An 18,805-nucleotide genomic window follows, 5' to 3' on the forward strand; every position below is an offset into this window, starting at 1 on the left:
GACGACGGCGGCACCGGGCCGGGTGCCGCCGCCGCGGTTTTGGCCGGGCAGGTTGCGTCAGTCCAGGTACTGGCCCACCAACGCAAGGTTCTGGATGACGGCAAGCCCAAACTGCGCGGTGTCATTGGTGGAGACGGTGGGCGCCTCATCCACCGGCTGCAGCACGAACGGGGGCGCGATCCGCCGCAGCGAGAACGCTGATCCATGGTTCAGGTGTTCCCCGCCCTCGGCAAAACTCTCCCAGGCCCGGGCTGCCAGGTCACGATCCTGCAACCTTGCCGCCGCGTAGGCCGTCAGGCGGCTGTGCGCCTGGGTCAGGTGGATGCCCTCCAGCGCCTGTCCTACCGCCTCCACCTGCTCCTCCTTCGTGGCCAGGAACAGCCGGCAGTACTGCAGCCAGGCCCGCTCGAACTGCGGGTCCGGTGCCAGGTCCACCAGCTCACTGCAGATCTCCACCAGCCCGAACACCGCGCTGAGGTGCGACACAGAGATCTGCTCCCGGCCGGTGTCGAACCGTCCCTTGTCCAGGTCATACAGCGCCTCGCCGGTGAGGAAGCCGTACTTGAGCGCGCCGATGTCAGCCATGGTGCCCAGCAGCCGGTCGCGGGAGCGCGGGTTGCCCGTCCTTTCCCAGTCGGTGAGCCAGGTGGCGGCGAGCGAGCCCCAGTCTGTCCCGAGACCCACGCCCAGGGCGCCCCGGTTGGGCCGGTAGGTGGCGGCGTCCGGGCGGACTTTGCGGACGGGGTCCAGGCCCAGGAAGTTTTGGTCGCTGTCCACCAGTTCGGCCAGGAGGTCGCCGGTGCGCTCGTCCGCCGTCAGGTAGTAGTAGAAGCGGCGGTAGGCGGGGGTGCTGATCCGCAGCTGTTTGGCGCTGCAGCCCCAGTGCTGGACGTTGTGCCGCGATCCCAGGCCCTTCCATGGCCCCAGGTGGTAGACGTCCACCTCGCCGGTATGCCGGGTCATGGCCTCGGCGAACCGGAAGATGTCCGCCCTGCCGGAGCGCAGGTAGGAGTACCAGAGCCAGAGGTCCGGGGAGAGCTCCGAGTTGTCCCACGCGTAACCGCCAACGTCATAGCGCCACACATTCCGGTCGAAATCGTACGTGTGCATGACGTCGCCGTAGTTCCAGAAGCCGTACCAGCGCCGCTGCTCCACCTGGCCGGCATAGAAATCGAAGAGGAAGTCCAGCCGGTCTTCCAGCCGTGCCCGTTCCGGCGTGCTCCGGTCCACTGGGGCCCAGTCGCCGAACACGCCCGCGGAATGCAGGTACTCCGGAGTGGCCTGGAGCAGGGCGGGCGTGGAGGCAGCGGCGGCGTCGGCGGCCAGGCTTTCGGTTGGCGGGGTGGCCTCGTAGGCGAACAGGGTCAGTTCGTGGGTGCGGGCAATGCCCGTGGGGTTGCCGAACCCCGGTTCGTAGTCCTCGTACGTGATTTCCAAGCCTTCGAGCTGTTCCTCGAACGTGTCCTGCCCCAGGCCGTCGTGGTAGAACCGCAGATCCATGGGCTGCGCTTCGGGGGAGTACAGCCAGGCCGTCAGGGCGGCTTCGCTGCCCGCCGCGCCGCGGATGTCCAGCTGCCCCGGATGGGATTGCCAGAAGTCCTTGATGCCGATTCCCAGGCCGCCGCGGCTGTCGCTCACCGAGCAGAAACCGGCGGCACGGGTTCCGCCGGAGATGCCCACCCAGCCGTGGCCCGCAGCCGTGCGCTTGCGCAGTTCGAAACCGTCCGCGCTGAGCTGGCTGAGCGTGTAGTCGCCCCATGTGGGGATCAGGTGCAGCCGGCCGGAGACCTCCGGGTTCCAGGTCTGTTCCGGGGGAGTGGCGCGTCCGGCGATCTGCGCCTCCCGCACCTCCGCGCCCGGGTCCCGGCGGAGCCCGGTCAGGCCGCGGACTGCCTCGGCGAGGAAACCGCCGTCGGCTCCTGCAATGCGGATGTGCCGGTTGTGCAGTTCGGCCTCCAGTGGCACGGTGAACCGTACGCCGAGTCCGGCCAGGAAGTCCCGCTCCGGGTCGCCGTCCCAGATGAAGGAGTGCACCATCCGCACGCTGCGGGCGTTGGCGTGGAAGTAGAAGCGCACCACAAAGGGCAGCCAGGAGCGCCCGTTGCCGGGACCATCCTGGCGGTGCCGGCCTTCCAGCCGCACCACCGCCCGGACCGGGCCGTTTTGTTCGAGGGCGACGGCCGTGACCTCGCCGGTAAAGGCCTCCCGCCTGGCCGTCCCTGACCCTTCGGGGATGCCATTCTGCAGCAGGCTGACCAGCCGGGCGTCCCGGGCAACGGTCCTGCCGTCCCGGGAAAGGCTGCTGAACAGGGTTGAACCGCCGCAGTTGATGACCATCTGCAGGACGCCGGTATCCACGGTGATGGCGTCCGCGCTTTCGGTGACCACGACTGAGGCGATGCCCGACGACGGCCGGCCGGCCCGGGTGGCTGTGCCGGCGTCGGCCGTCACGTGGTAGGTGTCCGACGGCGAGCAGGTCGCCGGGAGCCCGACGCCGGCCCACTTCAGGGATCCGTCCGGCCAGGTGGCCAGTGGCCACGCCTGGCTGGGGACGCGGGCGCCGGTGGCGTCCGCAACTGCCAGGGCCTCCACCCCAGGCACTGTGCCGCGTGGGAACGGCATGCCCCACGTGCTTCCGCCGCTGGTTTCCGCAGGAGCTTGTCCGTCGATCCACCTGATGAGGGTGCTGTCCGCCATGTCATCCAATTCCGCTGGTTGCCGCGCGCAGGACTCCCGCATCCAGCGGGAAAGCGCTTTCTCACTACAGTTACAACGTAGTAGACCGGTGGCCTCCGGGCAAGGGGCTGCTGCGGGGCAGGACAGCCTGCCGGGTGAGGTGGAAGGTGTGGCGTGGGACGTACCGCCGGCGAGGGGCTACTTATCGGCGGCGCCGCCGGCGTCGTCCGCTCCTTCGGCAGGGTCCTGCGAATGCATGCGCAGGTCCTGCGGGTCTGCGTCCGGGTCGCCTTCGGCAGGTGCCTGGTTGTGGACCCGGTTGTCGTCGCCCATTGCTGCATTCTCAGTCATGGCTGCTCCTGTCATGTCCCGGGACGGGGCCGGTGTTCTGCGGTACCCCTCATTCAGCGCCCAGCTACCCGCCCTGTCAAGGAGCATCCACACCTCTGGCCGCAGCCGTGCTTGTGTGCTGGACGCCCAGATTCCCATCAAGGACCTCCCGCTGTACAGCTACGACTATGACGCCGACTTCCCGCCCGGGGGCCGTGCCCTCAAGGAAGCCATCGAGGCCGCCGACGGGATCCTTTTCGTATCTCCCGAATACAACCGCTCCATACCCGGCGCCCTGAAGAGCGCCATCGACTGGGGCTCCCGCCCGTGGGGAACCCTCTCTTTTGCCCGCAAGCCCACCGGCATCATCGGCGCCTCGCCGGGCAGCATCGGCACGGCGGTGATGCAGTCCTCCATGCGCAGCGTCCTGAGCTTCCTCGATGCCCCGCAGCTGAATGCGCCGGAGGCCTACATCAGCTACAAGGCAGAAGCTTTTGGGGACGACGGTGAGGTCGAGGATGCGTCCACCGCCAAGTTCCTGGGGCACTACATGGACGAGTATGCGGCCTTCGTGGCGAGGGTCCTGGCTGCGAACGCCCCGGGCCACATCGGCGATCTGGAACCGGATGCGGCCAAGCTTTCCCGTTAGTTCCGTTCTCCACCGGGGAGCTTTCCGTCAGGCATACGGCTGCCCGCCGTCCCAGCAACGGCGGGCAGCCGAGTCTTTGGGCAGGCATGTCTGGCGCCTGCGATCCGGGGCTGCGGTCAGTCCAGCGGCAGCGTCACCGTCACGCTGGTGCCCATCCCCGGGGTGGCGCTGATATCCACGGCCCCACCCGCTTCCTGCACGGCGACCGCCATGAGCCGCAATCCATAGCCGTGGTGCCGCCCGCAGGTGGCGAGGTCGCTGTCAAAGCCCGTGCCGTCGTCGGCCACCACCAGGCGGATGCCGTGGTCAACGGCTGCCAGCTGGATGGTGAGGGTGTGCGCAGCGGAGTACTTGAAGGCGTTGCTGAGTGCCTCGCGGGCGGACTGGTACAGGAGGGACGCGGAGTCCGCCGGGATCTCGATGCCCCAGTGCGGAGTATCCCAGTGGACCACGGTCCCGCGCTGCCGCATGGGCGCCGTGAGCCGGTCGATGCAGCCGGCGAGGCCCAACGTGTGGAAATCCAGCGGCTGCCGGTCTGTCAGCACGCCGCCCACGGTTGTGACGTCGCTGTCCAACGCTGTTCTGCTTCCCATGACTTCCTGCTCCCCGCAAGCTGGTTGGTCTGATCTCTCCAGCGTGGACCCGCAAGGTATGGGGATCGTAAGGTTTGGCTCAAGATCCCATCAATTCTGCGCGCGGCGCCTCACGGGCCGGGTAGGGCCCGCCAGCCATCGGACGGGACTTGTTTGATGGCCTCGTGTTTCAGTTCTGCGCAGCTGGGGACAGAACACGTATGCCTACTTGGTTGATGTCACTTGTATGGGGTACCGGTGCCGGTGCGGCGCTGGTCCTGGGAGCAGCCGTGTCCTGGCGGTGGTCCATACCGTCCAAGGTGGTCTCCACAATCATGTCGTTCGGTGCGGGCGTGCTGATCTCTGCCCTGGCGTTCGAGTTGGTGGACGAGGCCGTCAAGGGTGGCGGCTTGTGGCCCACGGTGGCAGGCTTCCTGGCCGGCGCTGTGGTGTACGTCGGCGCCAATATGCTCCTGGCCAAGGCCGGCGCCAAGCACCGCAAGCGGTCCGGAGACCAGCAGCCCTCCGAAAAAGACGATCCCGGCAGCGGCACGGCAATCGCCGTCGGGGCGCTGCTGGACGGCGTACCGGAATCCGTGGTCCTTGGCGTCGGCCTGCTGGCCGGGGGAGCGGTGAGTCCTGCCATGCTTGCGGCCGTCTTCATCTCCAACGTGCCCGAAGGGCTTTCCGGGACAGCCGGCATGAAGAAGGCCGGCCGGAGCAGGGGCTACGTGTTCGGACTGTGGGGTGGAATCGCGATCCTGAGCGGGGTGGCCGCGCTGCTGGGGTACGTGGCCCTGGAGGATGCGCCGGACGAGCTGGTCGCGTTCATTACGTCCGTTGCGGCCGGCGGCATCCTGGCCATGCTGGCGGACACCATGATCCCGGAAGCCTTCGAGGAGCACCACAACCTCACCGGGCTGACAGCGTCCGTGGGGTTCCTGACAGCGTTTACGGTGCACCACTTGGGCTGAGGGCACTGACCGGCGCCGTGAGCCTGCCGTCCCGCATGGTGGCCACCGCGTCCGTCAGGGGCACGAACTCGGTGTCATGGGTGACCATCACCGTGGCCACGCCAAACTCCGTGGTCACCTGCCGCAGCAGCCCCACAATGGCCGCGCTCCGTTCGTGGTCCAGCGCCGCCGTCGGCTCATCCACCAGCAGTACCTTGGGACTCCCCATGAGCGCCCGGGCGATGTTGACGCGCTGGCGCTGACCGCCGGAGAGCTGGTGCGGCAGCTTGCCGGCGGCCGCGGCGAGTCCGACGACGTCCAGCAGTTCGGCTGCCTTGACCCGGGCCGCTTTGGCGTTCCCGCCACGAAGGTGGTCGCTGATGACGAGCTGCTCGAGGGCGGTGAGTGACGGCAGCAGGTTGGGCTGTTGGAAGATAATGCCCACTTTTTCGCGCCGCAGTGCGGTGAGCTCCTTGTCCTTGAGTCCCGCCGTATCGGTGCCGTCAATGATGACCTGCCCGCGGGTCGGCTGGACCAGGGTGGCGGCGGTGGCCAGGAGGCTGGATTTACCGGATCCTGAGGGGCCCACGAGGGAGACCAGCTGACCTGCGCAGGCGGTGAGGCTGACCTGGTCCAGGGCGGTGGTGGTCCCGCCGCCGTCCGGGTATTCGAGGGTGACATTGACCAGGCTCAGGGGAGCGGTTGCTGCTGAAAAAGACATGGAGCGTTCCTTTCGGGGGAGGGAAGAGGGGTTAGTTGCCGCCGAGCGCCAGGAGCGCATCGACCTTGGTGACGCGGCGGACAGCCAGCGCGGCACCGGCCAGGCCCAGGGCAACGATCCCGACGACGGGAATCACCGTGGTGCCCAGGTTCAGCTGGAAGGGGGCCGCCTGGGCCGCGAATGCTCCGGCGGCAACACCCACGGCCCCGCCCACTCCGGCGCCCGCCAGCAGCACAATGGCGGCCTGGGTCATGGCGTCGCGCAGGATGTAGGTGCTGGGCGCGCCCATGGCCTTGAGAACGGCGATGTCCCGGGTGCGCTGGATGGTCCAGACGCTCAGGAAGGCCACGATCACCAGCGCCGAAATTCCGTACAGGAACGCCTGCATCAGGGTCAGCGACCCGTTTTCGCTTTTGAAGGAGCCCAGTGCCTGGAAGGAACCGGTTCGGGACGCGCTGACGGTATGTGCTGCAGCGTTCGCTGCGGCCTCATCCACTGTGGCCCCGTCGGCATAGGTGACGGCCACGACGGTAGCCAGCTGTCCGCCGTCGGACACGTGTGCCGCCTTGGCCCATGCGGGCAGCGCGGTCCACACCACGCTGGTGTGCGCGTACCACTGGTCCGGCACCACGGCCGCGACCGAAAGTTCCACGCCGCCCAAAGACAGCTTGTCGCCCTGGCCCACCGACAAGGCCTCCGCCACCGAGGCACCCACCGCGGCCGTGCCGGCGGACACCTCCACAGGTGCCATAGGGCTGCCTGGTGATACGCCGAAGACGGCCACATTCGCCGTCCCCGAACCATCAGCCGTCTGCGCCCGCGTCTGGGTGATGCCCAGCGGTTCGGCGGACCGGACCCCGGGCCGGTCCTTCCAGTTGTCCACCTGGGCGGCGGTCACCGAGCTTTCGGTGAAGGACGCCTTGGGGGAACCGGAGCCGGGGGCGCCGAAGACGATGGTGTCCACCGGCGTAGCCGCAGCTGCCCCGAGCCTGGCGATGGCGGACGTGGATTGCTCGGCAAGGCCCGCGGTCAGGCCGGACAGCATGACCAGCAGCAGGGTGATCAGGGCTACGACGCCGCCCATCATGGCGAACCGGCCTTTGGCGAAGCGGATATCGCGGATTGCCAGGAACACGTTGTTTCTTCTCTCAGCAGGGATGGATTGTTCTGTAGTTCCACCTTCCCGGCCGGCGCCTTCACGGACATCGCGGGGATGGTTGAGCCACGGGCATGGAACGGTTGAGCCCGGAGTCAACCTTTCGGTTGATCCCCTCCCCGCGGTCCCCGGCATAAGCTGATGAAATGCCTGCCACGCCCCTGCCGCAACCACCGGAGAAGGCCGCAGGTGTTTCCGCGCGGGGGCCGCTGAACGCCCTGGAAAACGCATCATCCGCAGCTATCCTCCGCGTCCTGCGGGTCACGCTGCACACCGGCTTCGCGCTGCTGCTGGCCGTCGGCCTGGTCCGGATGCTGATGGCGGGAGGTACCCTGCGCTGGGTGTGGGCCGGCGCCGCCGTCGTCCTTGCTGCTGTCTACCTGGCCGGCACGGTCCTGGAGAAGCGCCACGCCGAGGGGCGGACCGGGGTGGATCCCCGCCGGTACGGTTTGCTCTGGCTGGGCCTGGTCACGGCACTGTGGGTCTTCCTGCTCGCCGGCAGCGCCGATTTCGCCTGGCTGGCGTTCCCCATCTTTTTCCTGCACCTTCATTTGCTGCCACGGCGTGCCGCGCTCCTGACCATCGCGCTGATGACAGTCGCGGTCATCGCTTCCCAATGGGCCGCCAGCGGTGCTCCTGTCCCGCACGCCGCGGCCGTCGTCGGGCCCGTCCTGGGCGCGATCTTTTCCGTCATCACCGGCCTGGCCTACGCGGCCCTGTACCGCGAGGCGGAAAACCAACGGCGCGCGGCGGACGAGCTGCGGCGGACGCGGGAGGAGCTGGCGCGGTCCCAGCACCAGGCGGGCGTGCTGGCGGAGCGCGAGCGGCTGGCCCGGGAAATCCACGACACACTGGCGCAGGGCCTGTCCAGCATCGTGCTGCTGGGGCGGGCCGCCGGCCAGTCGCTCGCCGACGGTGATGCCGCCACGGCTTCAGGCCGGCTGGCGCTGGTGCAGCAGACCGCGGCGGACAACCTGGCCGAGGCCCGCAGTTTTGTCCGCGGCCTGTCCTCACCGCAACTGGAGGGCACCACCCTGGTGGAGGCCCTGGGACGGCTGTGCGACAGGGCCGGGACAGACGCCGACGCCGCAGGGGTGCCGCTGCGCTGCCGGCTGGAGGTGGACGGCGAGCCACAGGAACTGCCCCAGCCCGTCCGCGTTGCCCTGCTGCGGGCTGCGCAGGCGAGTCTCGCCAACGTCCGCGAACACGCCCGGGCAAGCACCGCCGTCGTCAGCCTTGCCTTCCTGGGCAGTGAAGTGACCATGGACGTGTACGACGACGGCACGGGCTTTGACCCGTCCGCTCCGGAAAGTGCCGCGGGCGCAGCGGACGGCAGCGGTTTCGGCCTGCGCTCGCTGCGGGAACGCGTCGCCGCCCTGAACGGCACGCTGGCGGTGGAGTCGGCGCCGGGCGAGGGCACAGTGGTGGCCATCAGGCTCCCGGTGGAGGAACCGTGAGCGACATACGGGTATTGCTGGTGGACGACCACCCCGTGGTCCGCGCCGGGCTGCGTGCCATGCTCACCGCCTTTGAGGGCATTTCGATCGCCGCGGAGGCCCCTGACGGCAGGGCAGCTCTGAAAGAACTGGCCCGGTTGACCGCCCTGGACGAGGCGCCGGATGTGGTCCTCATGGACCTGCAGATGGGGGAAGGCATGGACGGCGTCACGGCCACGGCCGAGATCCGTAAGCTCGACGCTCCGCCGCCGGTGCTCATCCTCACCACCTATGACACCGACGCGGACATCCTCGCCGCCGTGGAGGCAGGGGCCAGCGGCTACATGCTGAAGGACGCCCCGCCGGAACAGCTGCGCCAGGCGGTGCTGCAGGCTGCCGCCGGCGGCACGGTCCTGGCACCGCGGGCGGCCGCGCTGCTGATGAACCGGATCAGCAACCCCGGCACGTCGCTGACCCCGCGGGAAGTGCAGCTGCTGGAACTGCTGGCCACGGGACTGTCCAACCGCGCCATTGCCAGGCAGGTCTTCATTTCGGAGGCGACGGTAAAGACCCACCTGGTGCACATCTACGGCAAGCTCGGCGTGGACAACCGCACGGCCGCAATCGCTGCTGCGACGCAGCGGCGGATCATCCGGCCGCCCGGCGCCCAGGGGTGACCTGTCGTCGCATGACAGCAGGGCGCGGCATGTGACGGCCATCTCAGTGCAGTAGGTTGATTCCACGGTGTTACACATGCCGGTGTTTCAAGGTGCTGTTGTTCAAAGGAGAATGAATGTCCCGTCCGGTTCCAGCCGTCGATGCCCTTCTCGCCACCTACGGTGCGCCGGACGCCTGCGCGGCCGAGCTCCTGTGCGACAGCCACGATCCCAACGCTGTTGCCTTCACAGTGGTGGCAGCTGATCTTTCCTCGGAGGACATCACCTACGGCGGGCTTCGGGAGCGCTCGGAACGGGGAGCCGCCGCCCTGGCAGAACTGGGGGTCGGCCCCGGGGACGCGGTGGCCACCCTGATGGGAAAGTCGGCAGACCTGGTGGTCATGCTCCTGGCCATTTGGCGGCGCGGGGCCGTCCATGTGCCACTGTTCACGGCCTTTGCGTGGCCTGCCATTGAACTTCGCCTTACCGCTTCCCGTGCGAAGGTGGTGATCACCGACCCCGACCAGCGGACGAAGCTCCAGGAAACGGCCGCCGCCGTGGTGGTTGCCGGTGAAGAAGCCTCCCAGCCGGACCTGGCGCTCACGCCGCTCCTGGCCAGGCAGCGGCCGGGTATCGCCGCCGAAGCTGTGGGAGGTGACGGTGCCCTGGTACTGATCTTTACGTCCGGCACCACGGGCGCCCCCAAGGGCGTGCCGGTGCCGGTCCGGGCGTTGGCAGCGTTCCGCCAGTACGTCGAACTGGGCCTGGACGTCGATGAAGGGGATGTCTTCTGGAATGCCGCAGACCCCGGCTGGGCGTACGGCCTGTACTACGGGATCCTCGGTCCCATGGCGGCGGGACGGCGAAACATCCTGCTGCGCCCCGGGTTCTCGCCGGAACTCAGCTTTAGGGTTCTGGAGGCATTTTCCGTCACCAACTTCGCCGCAGCGCCCACCGTCTACCGCACCATGCGCGCGAAAGCCGACGCCGGAACGGGTCCTTTCCAGCTTCGGCGCGCTTCATCCGCCGGAGAACCGCTGACCCCTGAGGTGATCAGCTGGGCGCGGGAGGTGCTGGGCGTTCCGGTGCGGGACCACTACGGGCAGACCGAACACGGAATGATGATCATCAACGCCTGGCATGACGACGTGAGGACGGAACTGAGGCCGGGTTCCATGGGCCGGCCCCTGCCGGGGTGGAGCTGCGCGGTCCTCAAGGACAACGCTGACGAACCGGCTGCGCCGGGTGAACTGGGCCGAGTAGCCGTCAACGTGGCCGGGAGCCCCATGATGTGGTTCAAGGGCTACCAGGATGCCCCGGAGAAGACCGCCGAAAGGTTCAGTGCGGACGGCAAGTGGTACTTGACCGGGGACGCGGGCATGGTGGACGCGGACGGCTACTACTTCTTCTCCTCCCGCGATGATGACGTGATCATCATGGCCGGATACCGGATTGGCCCGTTCGACGTGGAAAGCGTCCTGTCCACCCATCCGGCGGTCCTGGAAAGTGCCGTGGTGGGCGCTCCCGACGAACTGCGCGGTGAAGTCCTGGAGGCCTATGTTGTCCTGGCGGACGGCACCGCCGCCAGTGATGCCCTGGTGGTTGAACTGCAGACCATGGTCAAGACGCAGTTCGCCGCCCACGCCTATCCGCGCCGCATCCACTTCGTTGCGGACCTGCCCAAGACGCCGTCGGGAAAGCTCCAGCGCTACATCCTGAGGCAGCAGCGGGCAGCCGCATCCGGCAGCTAGCAGTCGGCGGTCTTTTGGGGGAGGGGCAGAAAACCTCGAGTTGTTCCGGAGCCTTTTCCGGCACCGGCTGTTAGCGTTGAGGCCCAGCCACAGAAGGAGGAGCGATGTCCATCAATTCACCTGATTCACTGCCTGAGGACGAACCGCAGGAGGACACGGCGGCCAGGAAAGGAAACCCCGACGGCGGGATCCCCGGCGGGAAAGACGGCGTCGGGATCTCCGACGGGGCCGAGCCCAACACTTTTGAGCCGGAGGAGGACCCCGACGCCTCGGCGGGCCCGGCAGACTAAACGGGCCTTCGGACTAAAGGGGCCGAGGCCTCCCTCAAAGTTCCATCAAGATTGGCCAAAGCCGCTGCAATCTGTGATTCCCGCAAGCTACCGGCCGGTAATTTATAACTGTTTCCAACGCCAGTTCCCCGGCAGGAAGCACTGGAAGCCCCTGCGCTGGAGCGAGACTCGCGCGGGGGCTTCCCCCCAACGTCCGCGCGGCGGCTTACGGCGTGGCGCTAACGGTTTCGAAGTGCTCCACCACCGGAAACGGCTCATAGAAGCGGTGCAGCAAAGAACGCCACTGCTGGTACCCAAGGGATCCCCTGAAGCCCACTGTATGGTCCTCCAGCGACTCCCATTCAACGAGCAGCAGGTACGTGTGGGGAGATTCGATCGAGCGCGACAGGGACATGGCGACGAAGCCAGGCATTGAAGCGATGATGTGCCGGGCCTGGGCGAAAGCTGCCTCGAAGTCCTCTTCCCGGCCGGGAATGACCGGAAGCAGCGCGTGTTCTGTGATCACCCGGTAAGTCTGGCACGCGTTCGCCGGCTATTCGGTGTCGATCCAGTAGCGGCGCTTGCCGTTGCGCGTGTCCTCGTATTGGCCGCCGTTCTTTTCGATGGTTGCACGCGAGCCGTCGTTGTCCTCGTCGCACGTCAGGAGAACCCGCGCGATTCCCAGCGCCCGTGCCAGGGGCAGCGCATCGGCAAGTGCTTTCGCGGCATGGCCGCGGCGCCTGGCGGAGGGCCGGACGCTGTAGCCGATATGCCCACCTTCGTTGAGGAGGTAGTCGTTCAACCCGTGCCTGATGGCCAGGGACCCAAGGAACGTGCCGCCGTCGGCAATCCACAGGTAGGTGCAGGGCACGTAGCCTGGCTTCCGCACCGTGTCCGGCAGCGCGTCTTTGATGAGGGCCTCGACGAAGCGGCCAAAGACGGCGGGGTCCCGGAGATCGGCCAGGGACCAGCCCTCCGCGCCTGCGCCGTCCAGGTGGGCACCTTGGAACTCCGCAGTTCCCTCCAGCCAGGAAGAGTGGAGGGCTGGGTCCGGGACGATGAGTTGGGCCATACCTGGATCCTATGCCGCCTCCCGGAGCGATGCCTCGGGATCCCGGCCCGCGGCAGAGGAGCGGGGAAACGTATTCCCGGGACACAGGTGGTGGCCTGTACTATCTCCCCGGGGACCCCTTTGCGGTCTGGGAAGGGACGTTCATGGTTGGCACGCACTCGATGACAGCAGCGCTCGGCGATCCACTCGGACGGGACGAATTACTGCAGGAGTATGGGTTCACCTTCGCCAACAGCGGGGGACGGCAGCGGAGCGTTGATGAGGCGCTTTCAATGGAACCCCTCCAGAACCTTGTTCAGTTGGCCGCAAAGCTCTGCGGCGTCCCCTACGGCGTGATCAACGTTGTCACTTCCGATGAGCAACAGCAGGTGGCCGCCGTCGGCTTTGAGGCCGCCGTCTGCGCCCGGGAGGACTCCATGTGCGCACAAGTCTTCCTCTCGGGGAAGACAACGGTTGTCCCGGACGCATCCCTGGACCCCCGTCTCGCATCGAATCCGTTTGTGACAGGGGAAATCGCCGCCGTCCGGTTCTATGCTTCGGTTCCGCTCGAGACGTCGTCGGGGTTCGTGCTGGGGTCCCTGTGCGTCTTTTCCAATTCAGCGGGCACACCCGAAAAGGACCAGCTGGACATGCTGGAGATCCTGGCCCGCCAGGCAGTGCAGCTGCTTGAGCTCCAGCGGCGCACGCTGCAGCTGAACAGTGCCCTCGACGAGGTGCGTGAAAGCAATGCGAAGCTGGCGGAGTTTGCCGGACGCGTCAGCCATGACCTGCGCGGACCACTCACCACCATGCTGGGCTACGTGGAGTTGGCAGACGATGAAGTGGACGGTGACCACCCGGCGGCCGAGTACCTGCAGATCATCGGCGCCAGTGGCCACCGCATGCTGGCCATGCTCGAGGACGTCCTGACCTACTCACGGATGGGCGGAGTCCTCCAGCGGCAGCGCGTATCCCTTCAGGAAGTGGCGGCCGAGGTGGCGAGGGATTTGGGCCTGTCCTTCGGACCCGGAGCCGTCCTGGACAGCGAGGAGATGAAGCTCCACGTGGACCCGGGGCAATTGCGAACCCTGCTACAGAACCTGGTGGCCAATGCCATGAACTACCGGAGCCCGGACCGGGACCTCAACGTGCGGATCAGCGGCATTTCGAATTACCACGGGATCACGGTGCTGGTGGCGGACAACGGCAAGGGCATTGCGCCGGCGGACCGGCAGCGCGTGCTGGAACCACTGGTCCGGCTGCACCGGCAGGGGGACGGGCACGGTTCCGGCCTTGGGCTGGCCATCTGCCGCCGCATTGCCGAGGCGCACGGCGGCGAATTGAGCCTGAAAGAGTCACCCGGCGGCGGGACCACAGCGGTCATCAGCTTCCCGGCTGACCAATAAAAAGCGCCAAACAGCTCCGGGCCGGCTGCGGGATGCAGCCGGCCCGGAGACTGGGGTCTACCGGCTAGTCCAGGTCGCAGCGGGCCAGTTCCCTGACCTTTGCCCAGGCGGCCACGAAGTCGTTCACGAACTTCTCCTTGGCGTCATCGCTGGCGTAGACCTCGGCCAGTGCCCGCAGCTGGGAGTTGGAGCCGAAGACCAGGTCCACCGGGGTGGCCGTCCACTTGAGTTCGCCCGTTGTGACGTCGGTGATCTCGTACGAGTTCTCCTCGGACTCGGAGGCCTTCCATTTGGTGCCGGGCGAGAGCAGGTTGACGAAGAAGTCGTTCGTCAGGACCTGCGGCTTGTCCGTCAGTACACCGTGGCTGGAGCCGCCCACATTGGTGCCGAGGGCACGCATGCCGCCCACCAGTGCCGTCATCTCCGGGGCGGAAAGGTCCAGCATGTACGCCTTGTCGAGCAGGAGGGTCTCCGGCTGGACCTTCGCGCCGGGGCGCAGGTAGTTGCGGAAGCCGTCGGCCCGCGGTTCCAGGTACTGGAAGGATTCGACGTCGGTCTGCTCCTGGGTGGCGTCCGTGCGGCCCGGACGGAACGGCACCGTGACGGGGAACCCGGCGTCGGCTGCTGCCTTTTCCACCGCGGCGGCACCGCCCAGGACGATCAGGTCCGCGAGCGAGACCTTCTTGCCGCCGGACTGTGCCGAGTTGAACTCCTCCTGCACGCGCTCAAGGACGGGAAGCACGGCATCGAGCTGCTCCGGTTCGTGGGCTTCCCAGCTGCGCTGCGGCTCCAGCCGGATCCGGGCGCCGTTGGCCCCGCCGCGCCGGTCCGTCTTGCGGTACGTTGCAGCCGACGCCCAGGCCGTGCCCGCCAGTTGCGGGATGGTCAGGCCGGAGTCGAGGAGCTTGGCCTTGAGTTGGGCGATGTCCTGCTCGCCGATCAGTTCATGGTCGACGGCGGGAACAGGATCCTGCCACAGCTGAGCCTCCGGAACCCAGGGCCCCAGCATGTGCGGGCCCACCGGTCCCATGTCGCGGTGCAGCAGCTTGTACCAGGCCTTGGCGAAGGCCAGGGCGAACTGGTCCGGGTTCTCCAGGAAACGCCGGCCGATCTTCTCGTACTCCGGGTCGAAGCGCAGCGACAGGTCCGTGGTCAGCATGGTGGGCCGGTGCTTCTTATTGGGGTCGTGCGCGTCCGGGATGATCTCGGGAGCGTCCTTGGCAACCCACTGGTGGGCGCCGCCGGGGCTCTTGACCAGTTCCCATTCGTATTCGAAGAGGATTTCCAGGAAGCGGTTGCTCCACTGCGTGGGCTTGTCCGTCCACGTGACCTCCAGGCCGGAGGTGATGGTGTCGCCGCCCTTGCCGCTGCCGTAGGTGCTGAGCCAGCCCAGGCCCTGCGTCTCGAGGTCTGCACCCTCCGGTTCGGGGCCCACATGTGCGTCTGCGGGACCGGCGCCGTGGGTCTTGCCGAACGTGTGGCCGCCGGCGATCAGCGCGAAGGTCTCTTCGTCGTTCATCGCCATGCGCTTGAACGTCTCACGGATGAACGCGGCAGCAGCCACGGGATCCGGGTTGCCCATGGGGCCTTCGGGGTTGACGTAGATGAGGCCCATTTCGGTGGAACCGACGTTGTCCGCCATGGTGCCTTCACCGGTGTACCGCTCATCTCCGAGCCAGGCGTCCTCCGGGCCCCAGAAGATCTGTTCAGGCTCCCAGACGTCCTCGCGGCCAAAGGCGAAGCCGAAGGTCTTGAAGCCCATGGATTCGAGGGCTACGTTGCCGGCGAGGACCAGGAGGTCGGCCCAGGAGAGTTTCTGGCCGTACTTCTGCTTGACGGGCCACAGCAGACGGCGGGCCTTGTCCAGGTTGGCGTTGTCCGGCCAGCTGTTCAGCGGGGCGAACCGCTGGCTGCCGTCGCCTGCTCCGCCGCGGCCGTCGTGGACGCGGTAGGTTCCGGCAGCGTGCCAGCTCAGGCGGATCATCAGTCCGCCGTAGTGGCCGAAGTCCGCCGGCCACCAGTCCTGGGAAGTGGTCAGGACCTGGCTGATGTCCTGCTTGAGGGCTTCGACGTCGAGCTTCTGGAATTCCTCGCGGTAGCTGAAGGACGGGCCAAGCGGGTTGCTCGCCTGGCCGTGCGTGTGCAGCACGGAGAGGTCCAGCTGGTTGGGCCACCAGTCCTGGTTGGTCCGTGGCCGGTGTCCCTTGGGGGTCGGCGAATCGATCGCCGGGTTTTCGCTTTCACTGCCCTGGGCGGTGGCACTGCCATGGGCCACCGGGCACCCGCCCTCAACCTTCTGGTCCAGGCCCTGTGCGCTCCCGGGAGTGGGGACCGGGGGATGGTCTTGGGGATCGGTCATGTGCTTATTCCTTCCGTTGGGCCGAGGCCGCGGTTGGACTCGGGCAGCCGGTGCAACCCTCCTATTTGAACATGGACAGGTGACAGCAGAAGACCCTCCTACGCCATGGGTGAAACCCGGCCTGTCATTGCCCCGTCCCTCGCAATTTGTCCGGCACCTCCTGTCCGCCACTTGCCGGCGCTGGAATATCTGACTGACGCTCCGACTTGTTGCCAGAGGGTCCAGGGTGGCCCACTGTCCCGGCGTAACGCAGCGCGCGGGCCTCCGCCCACGCGTGAGGCCGCGCTGAGGCGCGGATGCAACCAAGCACCTACCAAGAGGAGCACTATGACCACCGGATCAGGAACAGCATCAGGAACAGCAGCGGGCAACGGACGGACAGCGCTGGTGGTAGGGGCCACCGGCATCGCAGGGTCCGCCCTGGTGGATACCCTGGTGGGCGAAGGCTGGGCAGTCCTTGCCTTGTCCCGCCGGCCCGGTCCCGGACGCCCCGGCGTCAGGTGGCTCTCCGCGGACCTGACCTCGGCTGGATCCCTTGCCGCTGTGCTGGGTCCGGAGAACCCCTCGCATGTCTTCTTCACCGCATGGTCGCGCCGTGCTACCGAGGAAGAGAACATCGCCGTCAACGCGGGCATGGTTCGTGATCTCCTCTCAGCACTGCAGGGCAAGGACGTGGCCCACGTTGCCCTGATGACCGGACTCAAGCATTACCTGGGACCGTTCGAGGCATACGCCGCCGGAGAAATGCCGGACACCCCCTTCCATGAGGAGGAACCGCGCCTTCCAGTGCCGAACTTCTATTACGCGCAGGAGGACGAGCTCTGGGCGGCCGCGGCCCGGCAGGGGTTCACCTGGTCCGTGCACCGCGCCCACACCGTCATTGGGCATGCGGTGGGCAACGCCATGAACATGGGACTCACGCTCGCCGCGCAAGCCACCCTGTGCCGGGACAGCGGGCAGCCGTTCGTCTTCCCGGGGTCGGAAACGCAGTGGAACGGGCTCACGGACATGACGGATGCCGGACTGCTTGCCGAGCACATGCTCTGGGCTTCAACCACCCCCGGGGCTGCTGACGAGGCCTTCAACATCGTCAACGGCGACGTGTTCCGCTGGCGCTGGATGTGGCCGAAACTCGCAGCCTACTTCGGCGTGGAGTGGGAGGGATACCAGGGGGAGCCCCGTCCCCTCGAGCACTCCATGGCGGGCAGGGAAGACCAGTGGCGGCGGATCGCCGCGGAACACAACCTCAGCGAACCGGACCTGGGCCGGGTGGCGAGCTGGTGGCATACGGACGGCGACCTGGGCCGCGGCATCGAGGTGGTGACGGACATGGGGAAGAGCCGGGATGCCGGCTTTACGGGATACCGGCGGACGCTGGATGCATTTACCTCGCTGTTTGACCGTTACCGTGCCGACCGCCTGGTTCCCTGATCACACGGTCACGGCCGGCGAACAACCCGGTCAGTGCCAGGATAGCCATGGCACCGGCGGTGCCGAGCAGCGGAAGCGTCCAGTCCCCGCTGGCATCCCGGAGTGCACCGAAGGCCACCGGGCCCACCGCGGCCAGCCCGTAGCCCACGGACTGTGCCATGCCGGATAAGGATGCTGCCTGCGGGTGGTTCACGGTCCGGAGGCTGAACAGCGACAGGGCAATGACAATGAGGCTTCCGCAACCGACGGCGCCCAGCAGGACCCACAGGAGGATGAAGTCAGGGGCGAGTGCAAGGCCCAGGAAGGTTACGAACACCAGCGCCCCGCTGGCGAAGGACACCAGCCGTTGGTCCTGTGCCCGGTGCAGGACCGCGCCCGCCCCCAGGCTGGCGAACACGCTGATCAGCAGGAAAACGGACAAGTGCACGCCGGCAGTGGTGGCGGGGATCCCGCGGCTTTGCTCAATGGTGGGCAGCCAGGCCATCAGGACGTAGAAGGCGATCGACTGCAGCCCCATGAACGCCGTCACCTGCCAGCCCAGGGCCGAGCCCCAGGGCGACCGGTGTGCCGGTTCCTGCTTTGCGGCGTGCACGGCGCTTGTCCCGTGGCGGCGCAGCCAAGGCAGCAGCACGGCCATGGCGATGAGGGCCAGCCCCACCCAGGCGCCGAGGGCGAGCCGCCATCCTGCCGGCGAGGTTTGGGCCACGGGAACGACGACGGCGGCCCCCACCGCTGCGAACGCGGCCTGGGCCGCGGTATAGCTGCCGGTGACCTGGCTGACCCGCAACGGAAAGTCCCGCTTGACGAGGGAGGGGACCAGGACGTTGAGGAACGCTATGGCCACGCCGATCAATACCGTCCCGGCCCAGATGAATCCAGGCACGGGCAGGGAGCGAAGCACGATGCCGGAGGCGAGGATCAGCAATGACGTCCAGAGTGCCCGGTCCAGGCCCAGCCGGGCCGCGAAGCCGGGCGCCAGGGGCGAAAAGACCGCGAAAGCGATGAGCGGGAGGCCGGTGAGGAATCCCGCTGCGGCACTGGACAACCCCAGGTCGTCGCTGATGTTGACCAGGACCGGTCCGACGCTGACAAAGGACACCCGAAGGTTGACTGCGATGAGCAGGACGCCGATAAAGGCGATTCCGAACCTGGCAGTGTGCTGGGAGGGGTTCCGTGTGCCGGCAAACATCGTTGTTTCTTCCATCCTTCGGTGGGGTGGCGCGTTCTTGACGCCCATCCAATTCTCTCACACTCACGTACCCACCGGCTCCGCTGGATCCCCGGCGCGTCCCCCGAATACGCCGAGGGAGAACCTGCCGTTTTTCCCAGCCATCTGTAAGGATCATCGGCTCTTCCCGGACGTACACTGACCTTCGCACCACGTTTGTG

17 protein-coding genes are annotated in these 18,805 nt (G+C 67.3%); 8 read left to right on the forward strand and 9 right to left on the reverse strand.

The window, feature by feature from the left end; all coding sequences use genetic code 11:
• Positions 1-57: 57 nt before the first annotated feature.
• Together ACWRN3_RS15970 and ACWRN3_RS15975 are read right to left on the reverse strand one after the other, a co-directional pair.
• Positions 58-2,697: an exo-rhamnogalacturonan lyase family protein gene (locus ACWRN3_RS15970; protein WP_476741266.1), complete on the reverse strand. Its 2,640-nt coding sequence runs from the start codon at positions 2,695-2,697 to the stop codon at positions 58-60.
• 177 nt (positions 2,698-2,874) lie between these two features.
• The gene (locus ACWRN3_RS15975; RefSeq protein WP_476741267.1) at positions 2,875-3,027 is read right to left on the reverse strand and encodes a hypothetical protein; all 153 of its coding nucleotides are present in this window, start codon (positions 3,025-3,027) and stop codon (positions 2,875-2,877) included.
• Between ACWRN3_RS15975 and ACWRN3_RS15980 the strand changes: the two genes are divergently transcribed.
• Complete coding sequence (locus ACWRN3_RS15980) at positions 3,026-3,655, forward strand: NADPH-dependent FMN reductase (RefSeq protein ID WP_476741268.1); 630 nt, start codon at positions 3,026-3,028, stop codon at positions 3,653-3,655. The two genes, ACWRN3_RS15975 and ACWRN3_RS15980, sit on opposite strands and share 2 nt — an antisense overlap.
• Positions 3,656-3,771: 116 nt before the next feature.
• Here ACWRN3_RS15980 and ACWRN3_RS15985 read toward each other — a convergent pair whose 3' ends face one another.
• Complete coding sequence (locus tag ACWRN3_RS15985; protein WP_255173390.1) at positions 3,772-4,248, reverse strand: sensor histidine kinase; 477 nt, start codon at positions 4,246-4,248, stop codon at positions 3,772-3,774.
• Between the two features lie 200 nt (positions 4,249-4,448).
• Here ACWRN3_RS15985 and ACWRN3_RS15990 point away from each other — a divergent pair, with 200 nt between their 5' ends.
• Entirely contained in the window at positions 4,449-5,201 is a 753-nt protein-coding gene (locus ACWRN3_RS15990) for a ZIP family metal transporter (RefSeq protein ID WP_159630406.1), read from the forward strand.
• Here the strand turns inward: ACWRN3_RS15990 and ACWRN3_RS15995 are convergent.
• Both ACWRN3_RS15995 and ACWRN3_RS16000 read right to left on the reverse strand, forming a co-directional pair.
• Positions 5,179-5,901, reverse strand: coding sequence for an ABC transporter ATP-binding protein (locus ACWRN3_RS15995; protein WP_255173389.1), 723 nt, complete (start codon positions 5,899-5,901; stop codon positions 5,179-5,181). The two genes, ACWRN3_RS15990 and ACWRN3_RS15995, sit on opposite strands and share 23 nt — an antisense overlap.
• 31 nt (positions 5,902-5,932) lie before the next feature.
• Positions 5,933-7,036 carry an ABC transporter permease gene (locus tag ACWRN3_RS16000; RefSeq protein ID WP_476741269.1) on the reverse strand — a complete coding sequence of 368 codons (1,104 nt, stop codon included), beginning with the start codon at positions 7,034-7,036 and terminating at the stop codon, positions 5,933-5,935.
• Positions 7,037-7,203: 167 nt separating this feature from the next.
• Between ACWRN3_RS16000 and ACWRN3_RS16005 the strand changes: the two genes are divergently transcribed.
• From ACWRN3_RS16005 to ACWRN3_RS16020, 4 genes are all read left to right on the forward strand, one after another.
• Positions 7,204-8,514: a sensor histidine kinase gene (locus ACWRN3_RS16005; protein WP_476741270.1), complete on the forward strand. Its 1,311-nt coding sequence runs from the start codon at positions 7,204-7,206 to the stop codon at positions 8,512-8,514.
• On the forward strand, positions 8,511-9,170 hold the full coding sequence (locus ACWRN3_RS16010) for a response regulator (RefSeq protein WP_476741271.1): 660 nt from the start codon (positions 8,511-8,513) through the stop codon (positions 9,168-9,170). Before ACWRN3_RS16005 ends, ACWRN3_RS16010 begins: the two co-directional genes overlap by 4 nt.
• Before the next feature lie 116 nt (positions 9,171-9,286).
• Positions 9,287-10,900, forward strand: a complete 1,614-nt coding sequence (locus tag ACWRN3_RS16015; RefSeq protein WP_476741272.1) for an AMP-binding protein — start codon at positions 9,287-9,289, stop codon at positions 10,898-10,900.
• 104 nt (positions 10,901-11,004) lie between these two features.
• On the forward strand, positions 11,005-11,190 hold the full coding sequence (locus tag ACWRN3_RS16020; protein WP_141159249.1) for a hypothetical protein: 186 nt from the start codon (positions 11,005-11,007) through the stop codon (positions 11,188-11,190).
• A gap of 205 nt (positions 11,191-11,395) precedes the next feature.
• Here ACWRN3_RS16020 and ACWRN3_RS16025 read toward each other — a convergent pair whose 3' ends face one another.
• Positions 11,396-11,695: an antibiotic biosynthesis monooxygenase family protein gene (locus ACWRN3_RS16025; RefSeq protein WP_255173385.1), complete on the reverse strand. Its 300-nt coding sequence runs from the start codon at positions 11,693-11,695 to the stop codon at positions 11,396-11,398.
• 27 nt (positions 11,696-11,722) lie between these two features.
• Positions 11,723-12,241: a GNAT family N-acetyltransferase gene (locus ACWRN3_RS16030; protein ID WP_476741273.1), complete on the reverse strand. Its 519-nt coding sequence runs from the start codon at positions 12,239-12,241 to the stop codon at positions 11,723-11,725.
• 143 nt (positions 12,242-12,384) lie between these two features.
• Between ACWRN3_RS16030 and ACWRN3_RS16035 the strand changes: the two genes are divergently transcribed.
• On the forward strand, positions 12,385-13,626 hold the full coding sequence (locus tag ACWRN3_RS16035) for a GAF domain-containing sensor histidine kinase (protein WP_476741274.1): 1,242 nt from the start codon (positions 12,385-12,387) through the stop codon (positions 13,624-13,626).
• A gap of 64 nt (positions 13,627-13,690) precedes the next feature.
• Here ACWRN3_RS16035 and katG read toward each other — a convergent pair whose 3' ends face one another.
• Positions 13,691-15,985: a catalase/peroxidase HPI gene (gene katG / locus ACWRN3_RS16040; RefSeq protein WP_476741275.1), complete on the reverse strand. Its 2,295-nt coding sequence runs from the start codon at positions 15,983-15,985 to the stop codon at positions 13,691-13,693.
• Between the two features lie 327 nt (positions 15,986-16,312).
• Here katG and ACWRN3_RS16045 point away from each other — a divergent pair, with 327 nt between their 5' ends.
• Positions 16,313-17,416 carry an SDR family oxidoreductase gene (locus ACWRN3_RS16045; RefSeq protein WP_255173381.1) on the forward strand — a complete coding sequence of 368 codons (1,104 nt, stop codon included), beginning with the start codon at positions 16,313-16,315 and terminating at the stop codon, positions 17,414-17,416.
• Here the strand turns inward: ACWRN3_RS16045 and ACWRN3_RS16050 are convergent.
• Positions 17,370-18,605, reverse strand: coding sequence for an MFS transporter (locus ACWRN3_RS16050; protein WP_476741276.1), 1,236 nt, complete (start codon positions 18,603-18,605; stop codon positions 17,370-17,372). The two genes, ACWRN3_RS16045 and ACWRN3_RS16050, sit on opposite strands and share 47 nt — an antisense overlap.
• Positions 18,606-18,805: the final 200 nt, after the last annotated feature.

This window comes from Pseudarthrobacter sp. rb (assembly GCF_056389225.1).